Source organism: Salinimicrobium sp. TIG7-5_MAKvit, assembly GCF_049569215.1.
Taxonomy (GTDB): domain Bacteria; phylum Bacteroidota; class Bacteroidia; order Flavobacteriales; family Flavobacteriaceae; genus Salinimicrobium; species Salinimicrobium profundisediminis.
In genome coordinates, this window is sequence record NZ_CP145903.1 from 3749067 (window position 1) to 3765627 (window position 16561).

Annotated in this window: 12 protein-coding genes; 2 read left to right on the forward strand and 10 right to left on the reverse strand. The window is 42.0% G+C overall.

What is annotated here, in order from left to right; genetic code table 11:
- Positions 1-166: 166 nt before the first annotated feature.
- Together V5739_RS16825 and miaA are read left to right on the forward strand one after the other, a co-directional pair.
- Positions 167-994 carry an ion transporter gene (locus V5739_RS16825; protein WP_423819118.1) on the forward strand — a complete coding sequence of 276 codons (828 nt, stop codon included), beginning with the start codon at positions 167-169 and terminating at the stop codon, positions 992-994.
- Positions 987-1898: a tRNA (adenosine(37)-N6)-dimethylallyltransferase MiaA gene (miaA, locus tag V5739_RS16830; RefSeq protein ID WP_423819119.1), complete on the forward strand. Its 912-nt coding sequence runs from the start codon at positions 987-989 to the stop codon at positions 1896-1898. The genes V5739_RS16825 and miaA overlap by 8 nt, the downstream gene beginning before the upstream one ends.
- Here miaA and V5739_RS16835 read toward each other — a convergent pair.
- The 10 genes from V5739_RS16835 to coaBC form a co-directional block, all read right to left on the reverse strand.
- Positions 1888-6465: an HYR domain-containing protein gene (locus V5739_RS16835; protein ID WP_423819120.1), complete on the reverse strand. Its 4578-nt coding sequence runs from the start codon at positions 6463-6465 to the stop codon at positions 1888-1890. The two genes, miaA and V5739_RS16835, sit on opposite strands and share 11 nt — an antisense overlap.
- 137 nt (positions 6466-6602) lie before the next feature.
- A complete protein-coding gene (locus V5739_RS16840) occupies positions 6603-7325 on the reverse strand; it encodes a response regulator transcription factor (protein ID WP_266068874.1) in 723 nt (240 codons plus the stop codon).
- Between the two features lie 3 nt (positions 7326-7328).
- Complete coding sequence (locus tag V5739_RS16845; protein WP_423819121.1) at positions 7329-8897, reverse strand: sensor histidine kinase; 1569 nt, start codon at positions 8895-8897, stop codon at positions 7329-7331.
- A gap of 82 nt (positions 8898-8979) precedes the next feature.
- Entirely contained in the window at positions 8980-9555 is a 576-nt protein-coding gene (gene coaE / locus V5739_RS16850) for a dephospho-CoA kinase (protein WP_423819122.1), read from the reverse strand.
- A complete protein-coding gene (locus V5739_RS16855; RefSeq protein ID WP_423819123.1) occupies positions 9552-10508 on the reverse strand; it encodes a YbbR-like domain-containing protein in 957 nt (318 codons plus the stop codon). The genes coaE and V5739_RS16855 overlap by 4 nt, the downstream gene beginning before the upstream one ends.
- Entirely contained in the window at positions 10498-11508 is a 1011-nt protein-coding gene (locus tag V5739_RS16860) for a glycosyltransferase (RefSeq protein ID WP_423819124.1), read from the reverse strand. Before V5739_RS16860 ends, V5739_RS16855 begins: the two co-directional genes overlap by 11 nt.
- A 98-nt stretch (positions 11509-11606) precedes the next feature.
- Positions 11607-12431 (reverse strand): enoyl-ACP reductase FabI, encoded by an 825-nt coding sequence (locus V5739_RS16865; RefSeq protein WP_345598737.1) that lies wholly within the window; start codon positions 12429-12431, stop codon positions 11607-11609.
- A 49-nt stretch (positions 12432-12480) separates the two neighbouring features.
- Entirely contained in the window at positions 12481-14133 is a 1653-nt protein-coding gene (gene recN, locus V5739_RS16870) for a DNA repair protein RecN (RefSeq protein WP_423819125.1), read from the reverse strand.
- A gap of 332 nt (positions 14134-14465) precedes the next feature.
- Positions 14466-15356 (reverse strand): DUF4835 family protein, encoded by an 891-nt coding sequence (locus V5739_RS16875; protein ID WP_423819126.1) that lies wholly within the window; start codon positions 15354-15356, stop codon positions 14466-14468.
- Positions 15349-16560, reverse strand: coding sequence for a bifunctional phosphopantothenoylcysteine decarboxylase/phosphopantothenate--cysteine ligase CoaBC (gene coaBC, locus V5739_RS16880; RefSeq protein WP_423819127.1), 1212 nt, complete (start codon positions 16558-16560; stop codon positions 15349-15351). The genes V5739_RS16875 and coaBC overlap by 8 nt, the downstream gene beginning before the upstream one ends.
- Position 16561: the final 1 nt, after the last annotated feature.

A 16561-nucleotide genomic window follows, 5' to 3' on the forward strand; every position in this document is an offset into this window, starting at 1 on the left:
TTCTTAGAGCCTCCATATTTTTCAGAGTTATTCGTGTTCGCCAAAAAAAGATTCTAAAAATGGCCTTTTTGAGACCTCTATCTGAGAATTTCCGAAGAAAACATTCTTTGCGCATAAATGAAAAATCTCCTGAAAAATCCTATTTTTAGGCTGTAATTCAATTTGCGTGGCCCAAACAAACATACCTTCCTGGAAAAGTAAACTTCATGAAATTATTTATGAAGCCGATACGCCTGCGGGAAAAGCTTTTGATATTGGTTTGCTCCTGGTAATTGTACTAAGTATTGTACTGGTTATGCTGGAGAGCATCCCCGGAATGAGTGACAAATACTACTGGCAGTTTTATACGGCCGAATGGATCATCACCATCATATTTTCAATAGAATACATGCTGCGGATTATTGTAATTAACCGGCCTTCCCGCTATATTTTTAGCTTTTACGGCATTGTAGACCTCCTCTCCACCCTGCCAACCTATCTGGCAATCCTGGGAGGCGGGCATAACCTGTTATTCGCTGTGAGGGCTTTGCGATTGCTGCGTATCTTCAGAATTTTAAAAATTACAAGGTACGTAGGGGAGTCAAACCGGCTCTTGCTTGCATTGCGTAACAGCCGCGCAAAGATCCTGGTTTTTCTGTATGCAGTGGTTATTTTATGTGTCATTATGGGAACGGTGATGTACCTGGTTGAAGGGCCCGAAAATGGTTACACCAGCATACCTACAGGCATTTACTGGTGTATTGTGACCCTTACCACGGTCGGCTTTGGCGATATTCACCCCGTGACTCCCCTGGGGCAGTTCATAGCCTCTGTGATCATGATTACCGGTTATGGCATCATTGCTGTTCCTACCGGGATTGTGACTTCGGAATTTAGCCGTGCCTCGGCAAGGGAAATTCCTGTAAACACTCAGGTTTGCCCATATTGTAATGAAACCAAACACCTCGATAAGGCAGAATACTGTCATAACTGCGGAAATCCCCTTAATGAATAAAAAATACCTCATTGCCGTTGTAGGCCCTACTGCCATTGGAAAAACATCTATGGGTATTGAGCTTGCCCGGCATTTTAATACTGAAATTATCTCGGCCGATTCAAGGCAGTTCTACAAAGAGATGCAAATAGGTACTGCGGTACCTTCTGAAGCAGAGTTAAAAGCTGCCAGACATCATTTTATTCAGCATATTTCTGTGGAAGAAGATTATTCTGTAGGAGATTTTGAACGTGATGCTATTCAACGTCTTCAGGAGTTATTTTTGAAGCACGACGTGGTGGTGATGGTTGGCGGCAGCGGACTTTATATTGATGCGGTAGTAAAAGGTCTAGATGAATTTCCGGAAGTAGATCCTCAAATCAGGCTTAATTTAAAGGAGGAATTGGAGCAAGAAGGACTTGGAAACCTTCAGGAGGAACTAAAAACCCTTGACACTGAATATTATTCCGAAGTTGACCTGCAGAATCCGCAACGGGTAATAAGGGCATTGGAAATTTGCAGGGGCACCGGGAAACCTTATTCAGACTTCAGAAAAAAGAACACCAAAAACCGCTTTTTTGACACCTTATACGTGGGAATCTCTGCGGAACGCGAAATTATTTATGAACGCATTAACCGCCGGGTTGATATTATGATGCAACAGGGCCTTTTGGAAGAAGTAAAATCAGTTTTTATGAAGCGGGAACTCAATGCACTTAATACCGTGGGATATAAAGAAATTTTTAAATACCTCGATGCACAGTGGGATCTTGACACTGCGGTAAGTGAAATAAAAAAGAACACCAGAAGGTTTGCGAAACGACAACTCACCTGGTTTAGGAAAAATGAAGCTATCAACTGGTTTGATGCCGAAACGCCTCCCCAAGAGATCATCACTGCTATTCAGAAAAAAATTACTTTATAATTGCCCTTTTTAAGTACTCTCGCCCATTGGTGTAGATCACAAGCGGATATACTCCTGCCTGGTAAGCGCTTAAATCAAGCTGATAATTTGGAATGGGCTGGCTGTTGTCATATTGTTGCTCGCGAAGGAAGCGGCCTCTAAAATCAAATATTTCAATCCTGTTTATTTGCAGCCCGGGAGAAAGTTCGAAGCTTATCAAACCATCACCGGGATTGGGGTACATGATCAAAGAATCGCGCTCGGGTGCCGGAGACGAATCACACACAATCTGCGGATCTTCAACCATCACTTTTACTGTGCAGGAACCACTTCCATTCACGGTAGTATAGGAAAGTACCACTTCGTTTTCTCCCAGGTCTTCACAGGTAAAAATAGATTGACTCACATTATAAGCGCCGCTCATACCTCCAGTAAACAAGTCCTGCGGCTGTAGCTGGGCACTTCCATTGGCATTTAAAGCAAGTACAAAAAGTGCTTTACACTCAATACCCGAAGGATTTTCTTCATATGGCTGCACCAGGATAGGTGTCTCGCAGATATCAACATTTCCGGAATTATCTGTCACGGTAAGCAGCAGCTGCTGCTGCCCTACATCGGCGGTGGTAAAAGAGGTGCGGTTTAGGCTCATTGAGGTAATTCCGCAATTATCTGTAGAGCCAGCACCAAAGTTTTCGGGAGAAAGGGTTGCTGTCCCATTTGCACCCAGGGTCAACACATAGTCGGCCTTACAATGGGCAACAGGTGCAATGTTATCCTCTACCACTACCTTTATTTCGCAGGTTTGAGAGGGGTCATCTAGTTTGGAAAATGTAATATAATTGGTACCCAAATCTTCACAGGTATAAGTGTTTTCCCCATAGAAATCAATACCCGAAGGTTCTCCGTCAAACAAATCTTCGGCCTTTAAAATGGCATTTCCGTCGTTGTCCAATTGAAGAATGACTTCCTCTACACAATCGAGATCACCGCCTGTACCCATAAAAGGCCTCACATTTACGACAACCTCACAGAAATCTGAGTTTCCGGAAGCATCAGTGACTGTAAACCGCACCGTCTGAGTGCCCACATCTTCGGTGGTAAAATTGCTTTTGCTCAAAGACATATCTTCAATCTTACAATTATCGAGAGAATTGAGGTCTACATCCTCAACAGATAATTGCCCCTGACCGTTGGCATCCAGTACAAGATCAATTTTGGAAATACAATTTACCCGGGGTGCCAATTTATCAACAACGGTCACTTCTACTTCACAGGTTCCGGTGTATTGGCCGTTATAAGTAGCAGTGATCATTTGAGGCAGACCAATATCATCACAGGTAAAATCCTTTTTACTCAATTCGAGCTGGATGTCTTCCTCTTCGCCGGTATAGGTGAGATTTAATTCTTTATACCCATTTTGATCAAGTTCCAATTCAACTGCATCTACACATCCAATATCTGTAATAGGATCATAAGGTACCACATTGACGGTAGCCTCACAGGTTTCTACATTTCCATTCACATCTTCTACGGTTACCAGGATATCATTCTCTCCCACATCTGAAGTCTCAAAGCGGCTTTTGCTCAGGCTTACGTTGTCTATTCCGCAATTGTCTTCTATAGAGGATAACAATATTTCGGGCGGAATTACCCCGAAGCCATCTGCGTTCAGGTGAATTTCCAGGTCATTGCGGCAGGTAATGATGGGTTTGTCGTCATCAACCGGATCAACCATAAAGGAACATTCGACGGTTTCGACGCCTTCAGTCGCAGTAAGTGTAATTTCTGTTCTGCCGTAAATCAGGGTGCCTGCAGGAGGATCCTGAGTTATTTGAGCTGTGGATGAATAAACAGTCGCTGAACTAGTGTAATCTGGAAGCTCAAAGGCACAGTTGTCTCCAAAAGACGGAGTGCTGGTTGCAGGACAGATAATCTCTAAAGGATCTGGATCTCCAGGCAATACAAGCTGAACTTCAAACTCACAGCTATCTTCGTTTCCATCGACATCTGTTACTGTAAGAATGATGGTGGTATCTTCTTCAATGACTGTTCCTTCTCCAGGACTTTGAGCTACCGTAAATTGCTCACAGTCGTCTGTGACATTAGCAAGACCCCTATAATCAGGGAGCGAAAAACGACCTACTGAATCGGCATCTTCTGTTTGATCTCCCGGACAGGAAATAATCAACTCCGCCTGATTTATCAGGTTTACTTCAAATTCACAAAAATCTGTAGCTCCATCCAATGTAGCCGTTAAACGAATGGTTGTCTTGTCATCCACAACCGTTCCCTCTGCAGGGGATTGAGTAATGGTAGCACCGGGACTGGCAGAAGCCAAAGGTGTATAATCAGGAATACTGAAATCGCAGCTTCCCTGGATATCCTCCGTTTGATCCCCGGAACAAGTGATCTCCAATGGGTCCAGGTTCTCTATAATTAGTTCGACTTGGCATGGAGTAGATTGGTTATCTTCACCGGAAGCATCATTATCGTAAGCATAGATTCTAAGAGTTGTATTCGAGAATATTTCCTCTCCCGCTTCCGGGACTTGAGAGTATGTTATAATCGCGTCGTCACAATTATCGACTGCATTTACTTGACTTAAAAGATTAGGAACAAAAAACCTATCGTCGACAGCTTCAATTTTAAGGGAATCTGGTGGGCAGGCATTGAAAACAGGGGCTTCCTCATCATCAACAATAATGGTTAAAATACAAGTTGCAAAATTACCGGAAGGATCTGTAGCCTTGAATTCAATTTCAGTTTTTCCTACTGGGAAAAAGCTTCCTGAATCAGGACCATCATTGGATAAGCTCCAGTTTCCTGAATTATCTGTGACTTTAGGACCAGGAAAAGTAACCCTTACCTCACATTCTCCTGGGTCGACCAACACCGGTATGTCGCCAGGGCAGGTAATGACGGGATCTTCATCATCTATTACGGTTACTGTAAATTCGCACGTAGTAGTTCCCGCTGTATTTACAGCTTCAAAAATAACAGTAGTTGTACCAATTGGAAATTCCTCCCCCGAACCGAGTTCACTTAACAGTTTTACCTCTACCCATCCATTTTCATCTGATGCAGTAGGATTAAAATTAACTACTGCTCCAGGTTTTCCAGGATCAGTTGAAACATTCAAATCTCCACAATTAAAAAAATCCGGAGGGGTCAAATCTTCTTCTTCAGAGGGCAACACGGTGATTTTAAATTCACAGGTGCTTTCATTTCCAAAGCTATCTGTTGCCGTAAACTCTATTCGATGAGTTCCAACTAAAAATTCACTTCCTGAAGAATCCCCAAAAGTTTGCTCAACTGTAGCCGAACAATTATCTGTAGCCTCTGCATCATCAAACTCTACTTCTGCAAAATTATTCCCTGCTTCTGCGGTTACTTCAATATCTTCCGGACAAGTTATTGTAGGGCCTTCAAGGCTGTCAAATGTTGGGATTCTATTATATATTTCCAATTCAAAATTTAAACCAAGAGGGATGCCCAAAAAAGTAGTTACCGTTGCATTATTGACAAACATTTTCTCACAATTATTAAAGGCAAGGTCTATCGGGAAATCTAATTCTTCCTTATAAAAATCCTCATACCCTCCTACAGGAGTAAATATTTTAATTCCAAATGCATTATCTCTAATACCTTGATTAATATCTAGCGCTATCTGAATAGCCTCTGTTTCATCTATACTTTGAAAATTTATAAACTGTCCAAAATCTATTCTTCCTGCATATTCTATTACATGAATAAAATCAAAAGAATCTATTACTAAACTTCCGGGCGATTGAATATTTGACAACCTTCTATCAAAATTCAAATTTTCATCAAATATAAGTACTGCCGGATCTTCGTCCCCAGCCTGACTCACAAAGACTAAACCTTTTGAATTAACAGCTATACGATAAGGTATTTCAACATCTGAATCATTATAATTTGTTCGAAGACCGGTTTGTTTACTAAAGATGGAAATTCTACTAAATTCGCTTCCCTGTTCCGGGCCTTGTGAACCATCATAATATTCGGCTATATAAATATTCTCTGAATCAACATCAATTCCCATAGGCCGGTAAAAACCAGTACCAATAACCCGATCAGGATTTCCTTCTGGATCAAAAACTCTTATTTTGCCTTGGCTTGAAACCGGATCATTGTCTGAATAATCGATAATATAAAAGTAGCCCTGCTCATCAATTGCAAAATCAAGAGGTGCATCCAATTCTCCCCCGGGAATAAAATTGCCGTCCATTAAGGTTCCATCAGTGGATCTTTGATCAACTCCGTTGCCAAATGACAAAGTATAAACAAAATCTTCAGAATCTGTATCTACGGAAATGATAATATCCTCTGGATTACTTACACCGACACTTCCCACATTGCTGACATCATCCCAGTCATAAACTGGAACTTCATCAGCAGGATTCTGTCCCAATAAAGAAAGACCACCACAATTCAGAAGAAAAAAAAGAAGAAATAACCTTTCAAAAATGGCATTTTTGAGCCCTCTTGTATTTTGGTCACAACCAAAAAAATGCCGCAGGAGTACGGCAGTAAAATGACATTTTTGGATGGCATGAAGTCTCCTCATTTAGTGCAGGTTACACGCAAATATAAGTAAGTAAACGAAGACCCCCGGGCAGGAAAATGTTAACATGTAAATATGAGGACGTTGCTGCAGCTTAACTGCAGCAAGGCCCAAATACTTAGAAACTGAAATCTAATATGTTAACTCTGTGCTTCTTCTTTATTTCTTATAACAAGCCTGAATCCTTCTCCATGAATGTTAAGGATCTCAACGTTCTCATCCTTTTTAAGGTATTTACGTAGCTTGGCAATATAAACATCCATACTTCGGGATGTAAAATAGTTGTCGTCTCTCCAAATTTTTGTTAGTGCAAGCTCTCTTGGCATAAGATCGTTCTCATGTAAAGCGAGCAGGCGCAGCAATTCATTTTCTTTTGGAGAAAGTTTTGAAGGCTCTTCATCCCTAAAAGTGAGAAAGCGGAGCTTTGAATTGAGGTGAAAATCCCCAATCTGGAATTCAAACTGCTTGCTATCGGCCACACTATCTGTAGCTTTACGCTGCATAATGGCTTTGATCTTCATAAGCAGTACCTCACTGTCAAAAGGCTTGTTGAGGTAGTCATCTGCCCCTACTTTGTAACCTTTCAACACATCTTCTTTCATTGCTTTCGCAGTTAAAAAGATAATTGGCACTTCTTCGTTCTTTTCCCGTATTTCTTTGGCCAGGGTGAAACCATCTTTATAAGGCATCATTACATCAAGAATGCAAAGATCAAAATCGTCTTTTTTAAATTTTTCAAATCCTTCCATTCCATTCTTGGCATGAGTGACCTCATAATCGTTCATGGCCAGGTAATCTTTTAATACCGTTCCAAAGTTTGGATCGTCTTCAACTAGTAAAATCTTCTTATTTTCAGTTTCCATAAATTAAGATATTAGTGGTAGTTTAATTATAAATGTACTTCCTTTTCCTTTTTCACTTTCCACGCTAATTTGTCCGTGGTGATCATCAAGGATACGCTTTGCATAGGCAAGACCCAGGCCGTGGCCTTTCACATTATGGATATCGCCCGTATGCTCACGATAAAACTTCTCAAATATTTTTTTCTGCACAGGTTTCGTCATTCCGCTTCCCTGGTCACGCACCTTCATTACAATGTAGTTCTTTACATTCTCGGTATAGATATCAATCTTTGGTGTATCTGGAGAATATTTTACTGCATTGTCCAGCAGGTTCACTATTACATTGGTAAAATGGGTTGGGTTTGCCAAAATGGAAGCCCTTAAAGCCCCAAAATGGGTTTGCACATACCCTTGTTTGTCTTCTATTATTAGCTCTACATGGGTGATTGCTTCTTCAATCAACTCATGTAAATCAAGTCTTTCTTTTTTAAGGTCCAGTTCGTTCTTTTCGAGCCGGGAAATTCGCAATACGTTCTCTACCTGGGCGTGCATCCTTTTATTCTCATCCCTTATCATGCGGTGATAATGCGCTACCTTTTCGGGGTTGTTCATCACCTTCGGATTCTTAATAGCATCAAGCGCCAAATTTATTGTAGCAATAGGGGTTTTGAACTCATGCGTCATGTTATTAATAAAATCCGTTTTTATCTCGGATATCTGTCTTTGCCTTATCAACTGAGAGAGCGCACTGGAATAAGCTATCACAATAATAAGTGTAAAAATAATTGATAAAGCCGCCATCAAAGTAATGGAAGACAATACAACCTGTTTCTTTTCAGTGAAATTTACGAACAATTGGTAATTGTTACTGCTATTTCCCGAAGTAAAAATAGGCACCCTGTAAGTGGTCCTGGCATCAAGTTCAAAATTATCTGACTGTACCTTGGTAGCCAGGCCATTACCGTAAATACCGTATTCAAAAGAGGTATTCATCCCCCTGTTGCTTAGCTCCGTCTGGATCAAATCTTCAAGGTATGACCTGGAAACCCGCTCATGCAGAGGTTTCCTGCTCGTATATTCGCTCACAGTGGAACGGATAAATTCCTTCTCTACATCTTTCATCCTAAAGATGCGGTTGATCCTGCCAGTGGTAGAAAGCATATTCTCATTCATACTGTCGTTCTCCACCAGCTTTGACACCTTCCGGTTAATCAACTTTTTAAACTGAACGGTATCAACAGATGCATCCAGAAAAGCGGTAGAAAGCTTAAAATCTTCCTCTAAACTTCCCTGTGAAGATAGGTAAACATCATCTGAGAATTCTTGCTGTTCTTCAAATATTTCGTTTATAATAGCGCTGTCTGCCTGCGCGCCCAAACTGTCTACCAATTCCTGCATCGCGAAATAGTAGTTCTCCAGCTCCTTATTCTCTACCTCATTAGCTACTCTTCGCAGTATCTGTTTAGCATTAAAAGAAAACTGCTTTTCTTTGCTCTCAACTGTATTTTTTATCCAAAATCCCTGAACAAATATAATTCCTGTAAGAGAGAGGCTCATAAGAACCACCAAAAGAAAAAATATCTTTTTGTTCATATCTTCAAAAGTATGATTTTAACATTTAGCCAAAATACCCTTTAACCAAAAGTTAACAAAAGAAATCCAGTATTTACGCGCTCTAGACGAGGGTTTCATGTAGTTCATGCACTGCTTTACGGGTGCTGGAGAGCTCCTTATTTTCGATGATAAAGTCGGCAAGTTTCGCCTTTTCTTCATCACTCCACTGGTTGTTCATTCTGGCTTCGATTTCTTCGAGCGTAGATTTGTCGCGTTTTTTGAGCCTTTCAATCCTTCGATCTAAAGGGGCCGTGACAAGGAGATTGAAATCGCACTTTTTATATCCCCCGGATTCAAACAGAATGGCTGCTTCATAAATCACATAGGGTGCCACCTGCTCTTCTTTCCAGGATTCAAAATGCCGGGCCACAGCAGGGTGTATAATAGCATTTAATTGTTCAAGTTTCCCGCGGTCTCCAAAGACTTTTGAAGCAATATATTTTCTTTCGGGCAGCCCATTTATATAGCTGAGTTCTCCAAAAAGTGCTTGTACGGCCGATTTCACCTCACTGTTACTAACCATTAATAGTTTAGCTTCATCATCAGCTATAAAAACCGGAATACCAAGTTCTTTAAAGAAACCTGCAACAGTAGTTTTTCCACTTCCAATTCCTCCCGTAAGTCCTACTACTTTCATTTTTTGATAATAAACTGAATTCTCTTCTCATTAAGCCGAAGGTTTGAGGTGAAGTCGGGTTTTTTGATCACCTGGGGAATGAGGAAATCCTGCTCGCCCCTCACCTCGTTGAAATCTACCACCACTCTAAAATCTGAAGCTGTTACTTTATTAAACTCCTTCAGGTTGACCTGGTAGAACAAAACCACTTCCTTAGGAAATATCACCACATTAAGCCCTCGCGGCACATTCATAATTTCAATAGGCACCTGCACCTTTCCTTCAGTAAACTTTTCAACATCCAGGCTATATTCCACTTTATTCTTGTAAAAAGTAACATTTGGTAGTGCAGTAGTATCAAGATATACTGCACCTTCTCTATCGTTCTTTACTTTTGAAAGTGTAAGCGGCTCGGTAAGAAGCCTCGAAAGTGTGTCTAAAACGTTATCTGGGCCGCTCACCATAATGGAGTCGGGTGTAAACTGAAGATCACTTACAGCCGAATATCCGGCGGCGTACTCAATATTACTTCGGAAGATCACCGGCAGCCTTTTTTCCTGTTTCTGTTCAAAATTCACGGTGAGCACCTCTTTCAGGAATTGGTTATTATCCATATCAAGCTCCAGTTGAGACTGAAGCTGAGCCCTGTTTTCAATAAGATCGTACACCAGGTTACCGTCATCTACATGGGCCTGTGCAAGGTCTATAGTTATGGTGGGTGCAAAAAGTGAGAACCAGGCAACGGTAAAACCATTCTCCTGCACTCTTAACTGAAGGCTTTCAGGATTGTTGAGCAGCAGTTTATCTGGCGGCACGTTCACATACTCCACAGGAATTTCTATCACTTCACTGTACTGCTTTGAAAACTGCACAAAGATCCAGATCACGATCGCAAAGAAGAGGAAGAACAAAAATGAATTGAAGTCGGTTTTCTTAAACCGCGCCTTTGTAACCGTTTTGAACCTATTGAGCATGTTTAAAAAATAGCTTTGGAAACCTCTCTTCCGGATCCATGTTGAACATCCTAAGATAGCAGGTTGACTTGCAGAAACCAAACCCATAACCCAGAAATTGTACGAGAGCAGCTACAATAGAAAAACCTGCAATTTTAATACTGCCGTTACGCACCAAAGAATGAAAAAACAGAACCAACAGATACACCACATACACCCACAAAGGCAAATACCATCCAAAAAAGGCAAAAATCGCAGCTGCCACAAGCCCAAAACTAAATAAAGTGGGAAACCAGTACGTGATCTTAGCCGACTCCGGGTGCCACTTATTCAAAATTGGCCTTACCATCCCAAATTTATTCACCTGCCGGTAAAACTTCTCCCAGTCTATACGCCGCTTGTGGTACACGAAAGCTTCCGGAAATAATCGGCTTGAAAAATGCCCTTTTTGAAGCCTAAGTACCAGGTCGGGATCTTCGCCGGGGTGAATCCTTCCGAAGCCACCACTGGCAAGAAACGCTTCTTTTGACAATCCCATATTAAAGCTGCGGGGTTCAAATTTTCCCAGCATCTTCTTTCCACCTCTAATTCCGCCGGTAGTCAAAAAAGAGGTCATGGTATAATTTATTGCCTTCTGCAGGTCACTAAAGCCTTCATGAGCGGCATCGGGGCCGCCAAAACAATGAACAAAACCCTGCTGCAGCTCTTTTTCAACTTCAGAAAGATAATGAGGCGGTAAAAGCACATCAGAATCCAGGATCAAAAAGTAATTTCCGGCAGCGCGGGCCATTCCGTAGTTACGGGAATCACCGGGACCTGAATTTGGCTTTTTAAAGTAGCTGATCTTCAGCACCCCGGCATATTGCTGCACCACTTCTTCCGAAGAGATTGTAGAACCGTCTTCTACGATCACCACTTCAAAGGCTTTGCCGTAGTCGAGTTCACCCATACTTTGCAGCAGCTCCCTGATCTCGGCCGGGCGATTGTAAACGGGAACAATAAAGGAGAAGTACAGCTTCATAGCACAAATGTATTAAAGAAAGTGGGACAGGCACCAAAAAATAAGAGGCCTCAAAAATGACATTTTTAAGACCTCTTACTATCGATATTTGAACTAGCTTACTCTCCTTTTCCCTTTACAAAAGCTTCCATCACCTGCTGGCTCACTCCCATATTGGAGAAACCACCGTCGTTGAAAAGATTTTGCAGGGTAACTCTTTTTGTAAGGTCTGAAAACAGGGTCACAATATAATTTGCACAATCCATTCCTGTTGCGTTTCCAAGCGGTGACATTTCATCGGCATAAGCGATAAATCCGTCAAAACCTTTCACCCCGGTACCTGCAGTAGTAGGCGTGGGCGACTGGGAAATGGTGTTCACCCTTACTTTTTTCTCTTTTCCGAAGAAATACCCAAAACTACGGGCAATAGATTCAAGATATGCCTTGTTATCGGCCATATCGTTATAATCTGGGAATACTTTTTGGGCAGCGATATAAGAAAGCGCCATAATGCTTCCCCACTCGTTCATGGCGTCCTTTTTATAAAGGCTCTGCATGGTTTTATGGAAAGATACAGCCGATACGTCCCAACCTTTAGTGGTGAAATCGTAATTCATATCGGTGTAATGATTCCCTTTTCTAACATTGACCGACATTCCAATTGAATGCAGTACAAAATCGAGTTTTCCCCCAAGAATTTCCATGGCTTTATCTACAAGATTGTCCAGGTCTTCTACACTTGTAGCATCTGCAGGGATGATTTGCGAATTTGTCTTGTCGGCAAGATCTTTAATATTTCCCATTCGCATGGCAATAGGCGCGTTGGTAAGTACAAATTCTCCTCCTTCTTCATGTACACGCAAAGCGGTTTTCCAGGCAATAGAGTTTTCGTCTAAGGCTCCAAAGATGATCCCTTTCTTTCCTTTAAGTAGATTATATGACATGGTTTGGTTTTATAGTTTTTATTAAGCGGGTAAATATAATAAACATCTTTTAATTCAGAAGCGCTTTCGCATGGGCGACGGCAGAATCGCTAATGTTTTTGCCACCCAGCATCATGGCCAGCTCTTCAACCCGCTCTTCTCCCCTGAGTTCCTTAATGTTGGTAATAGTGCTGTTAACGGCATCTTCTTTATAAATTTTGAAGTGCCTGTCCCCTTTTCCGGCAATTTGCGGAAGGTGTGTAATAGCAATAACCTGCATGTTTTTTCCCATTTTTTGAAGAATACCGGCCATCTTTTGAGCAATATCGCCCGAAACCCCTGTATCTATCTCATCAAATATAATGGTAGGCAACTTGCTGTAAGTGGCGAGTATACTTTTCACCGCCAGCATAATTCGCGACAATTCCCCGCCCGAAGCAGCCTTTTTAATATCATTGTAGCTCCCGCCTTTGTTGGCCGCCAGCAACCAGTTGAGTTTATCCTGCCCGTTGTGAAAAAAGTCTTTTTGCTGCTCCAGCTCAATTTTTAGTGTAGCGTTTGGCATTCCAAGATCGGCAAGTATGGTCTCGATTTCCTTTACGAATTTTGGGATCACACTTTTTCGGGCCGCGTGTAGATCTGTTGCTATTTTATGCAGATCTTCTTTCTTTTCTGAAATGGCTTTTTCTGAATGTGCTATTTCTTCTTCGGCATTTTCTGAAACTGCTACTTTCTTTACAAGTTCTTCTTCGATTTGCTTTAGTTCTTCTACAGTAGCAACAGCGTGCTTCTTCTGAAGGTTATACAACACCTGAAGCCTTGCATTCACCTGCTCCAGCTCTGCCGGATTAGCCTCCACCTTATCTAAAGCCGATTCGAGTTCGGTAGCTATATCATCTAATTCGATATTAAGGCTTTGCAGCCGCTCAAAAAGCTGCTGGTAATTACCTGAAATGCCCGAAATGCGCTGCAAATTGTTCTTTGCTTCCCTTAAAGCGGCGGCGGCACCAATCTCTTCCTGCTGAATGTGATTTACAGCACTTCCCAATTGATCGGTAAGTTGCTCTACATTGCTCAGCTCTTCATAGCGCTCTTCAAGTTCTTCCTGCATTCCTGTTACCAGCTTTGCCTGCTGCAGTTCGGTGAGCAGAAAAAGGTTGTAATCGTATTCTTTGGTAGCCTGCGCCTGTTCTTCCCGCAACTGCTGTAGCTGCTTTTGAAGCACCCTGAGCTGCTGCATTTCGGCCTGATACAGCTTGAGTCTGGAAGCATTTGCCGCCAGGGAATCGATGACCAGGAACTGGTAATCGTTATCACCCAGGCTCAAAGTCTCGTGCTGACTGTGAATATCGAGCAGTCTTTCCCCGAGCACCTGGAGAGAAGAAAGATTTGCAGGCGTATCGTTTATAAATGCCCTGCTCTTGCCGGAAGGAAGAATCTCCCTCCTTATAATAGTTTGTGTTTCAAAGTCGAGATCTTCTTCGGTAAAAAGGGCTTTTAGATCATAAGAAGAAATGTTGAAGCTTCCTTCAATAACACATTTCTTTTCTTTGTCCCTTATTGCACTGTAGTCGGCACGCTTACCCAAAAGAAGGGAAAGAGCCCCGAGCATAATAGATTTACCCGCCCCGGTTTCTCCTGTAATTATTGTAAAACCACTTTGAAGATCCATTTGGATATCTTCAATTAGAGCGTAATTTTTTATAGAAAGGCTTGTAAGCAAGAGAATGAAAATTTTGGTTAAAGATAAGGCAAAATTCTATGGGCAGTAAGCAATTAACAGGGAGCAAATTTAAAAGAATCAAATGGCAGGCACCAAATTTGGCAGATTAATTTCCGAAGAAAAAAATCATCCCGACAAAGAAGGAATTTCTTCTGAAAGAATCCAATCCTCTCAAAAATGGCAATTTTAGCTACTATATTGGCGCGGAATTGTAATCCGTGCCGAACTTATAACCAAAAATAGAGGCTCGACTCCGCTCGACCTGACTGATCATATAAATTTAAAAGGAACAACAATCAGTTGGCGCGGATTTGTAATCCGTGCCGAAACTATTAATATATAATATTAGACCATCTTTCAGAAAAAGTAGGAGCGAGATTGTTGAGGGCTTCTACCACCTCCCGGGTGTTTACCCGAGGGCCACCACTAAAGATTTGTTCCACTTCGTCGGCCTTGGCATCAAAAAAAGTACGGAGTAAAAGTGAGTTGGGTCGGCGGCTATTCATTCGCTGCAAATCCATTATTGCCCCGGCCACGGCTTCCTTCCCCTCTTGAGGAGACATGTGCATTACATCTAAGCCATTGCGGTGATAAGCGTAAAGCGCATCGCGATAACCCGAATATGTGTTTGACAGTAAATTGGCGTTGAGCTGGTAACGGGATCTATTGCCGTCTGTGCCTTTCCAGCCACTGTAAGAGCTCTGCTGTGCAGTACCCACAACCTGGTTGGCTGTTTGAAAATAAGGCGTTCCTCCCTGTTTACTAAAGGTATCGGCATCAAGACCCAGAATGGTATACACATAGAAACCAATTACCGAAACCAGGTTTGAGTCAAATTGATTGGGACTAAATTCAAGCGGCTCATATTCGGAATAATTAAAAGCCAGCTGCTCATCGTTGAAGTTAAATACAGGCGTGATCATTGTAGAACCAAAAACAGGACGGGACGACTGCACCTGAATGCTTCCTGAAAATTTATTGCCGTCATAGCTGCTGATGTTGATGAACATGCTGCAGTTAATACGCTCCTGCGGAAGAAATTCCCTGTCTGTCCAGCGCGTTTGATTCACAAACTCACTAACGGCATTTTGCAGGGTCTTAAATACCGATGCATTTGCCTGGCCAGTTTGTTCAGAATTCACCACAACCTGGCAATTTAGCTCCTGCGCCCCTACGGCAAGGCTGAAACAAAAGACACACAAGAAAAGAATTATTCTATTCATCTATTAACAGGATTATTTCATTCAGGATATCCTGAGCCACTTCTCTTTTTGACTTCAATGGAAAAGCTTTTACTTTCTCATCCTTAAAGAGGATCTTTACTTTATTGGTTTCAGACTTAAAGCCTGCACCCAAATCGTTCAGGGAATTGAGAACAATAAAATCGAGGTTCTTTCTCTTTAACTTCCCACTTGCATTTTCCTCTTCATTTTCAGTTTCCAAAGCAAACCCAACCAGTAGCTGATGCTTTTTCAATTCTCCGAGGGAGGCTAATATATCAGGATTTTTTACCAGCTGAAGCTCCATAGTCTCTGCCGACTTTTTGATCTTTTGAGAAGCCGAAATCTTCGGACGATAATCAGACACTGCAGCTGATGCAATAGCAATATCTACTTCAGAAAAATGATCTGTAGCAGCTTTGTACATCTCTACAGCGCTTTGTACTCTAATCAGCCTTATATCTTCATTGGGGTTCTCTAAATGTGTAGGCCCAGAAATCAAGGTGACTTGAGCTCCGGCAGCATGTGCAGCCGCAGCGAGTTCAAAGCCCATTTTTCCGCTGGAATGATTACCTATAAAACGTACAGGATCAATAGCTTCGTATGTTGGCCCCGCAGTAATTAGTACCTTTTTGTTGTAAAGGGGAAGATTTTCAGCAAGATGATTTGTAATGAACTTGACGATATCTTCGGGCTCGGCCATACGGCCTTCGCCAGTTAGGCCGCTAGCCAACTCCCCCGAGGTAGCCGGGATCATAATATCTCCAAATGACCTGAGACTTTCAAAGTTCTCTAAAGTAGAAGGATGCTTATACATATCAAGATCCATAGCCGGGGCGAAATAAACCGGGCACCGCGCAGAAAGATAGGTAGCAAGTAAAAAATTATCGCTGTGCCCCTGTGCCATTTTTGAAAGGGTATTGGCAGTAGCAGGTGCAATAAGCATAAGATCGGCCCAAAGGCCCATTTCCACGTGATTGTTCCATTCATCATTATCGTCTTCCTCTTTGGTAAAAGAAGAGATAACTGCATTTTTGGAAAGGGTGGATAAGGTAAGAGGGGTAACAAATTCTTTGGCTGCAGGGGTCATGATCACCTTCACCTGCGCCCCGGCCTTAACAAACAGCCGTACCAGAAATGCTGTTTTATAAGCGGCTATACCCGCGGTAACGCCGAGAAGTATTTTTTTGCCGCTTATTACAGACATA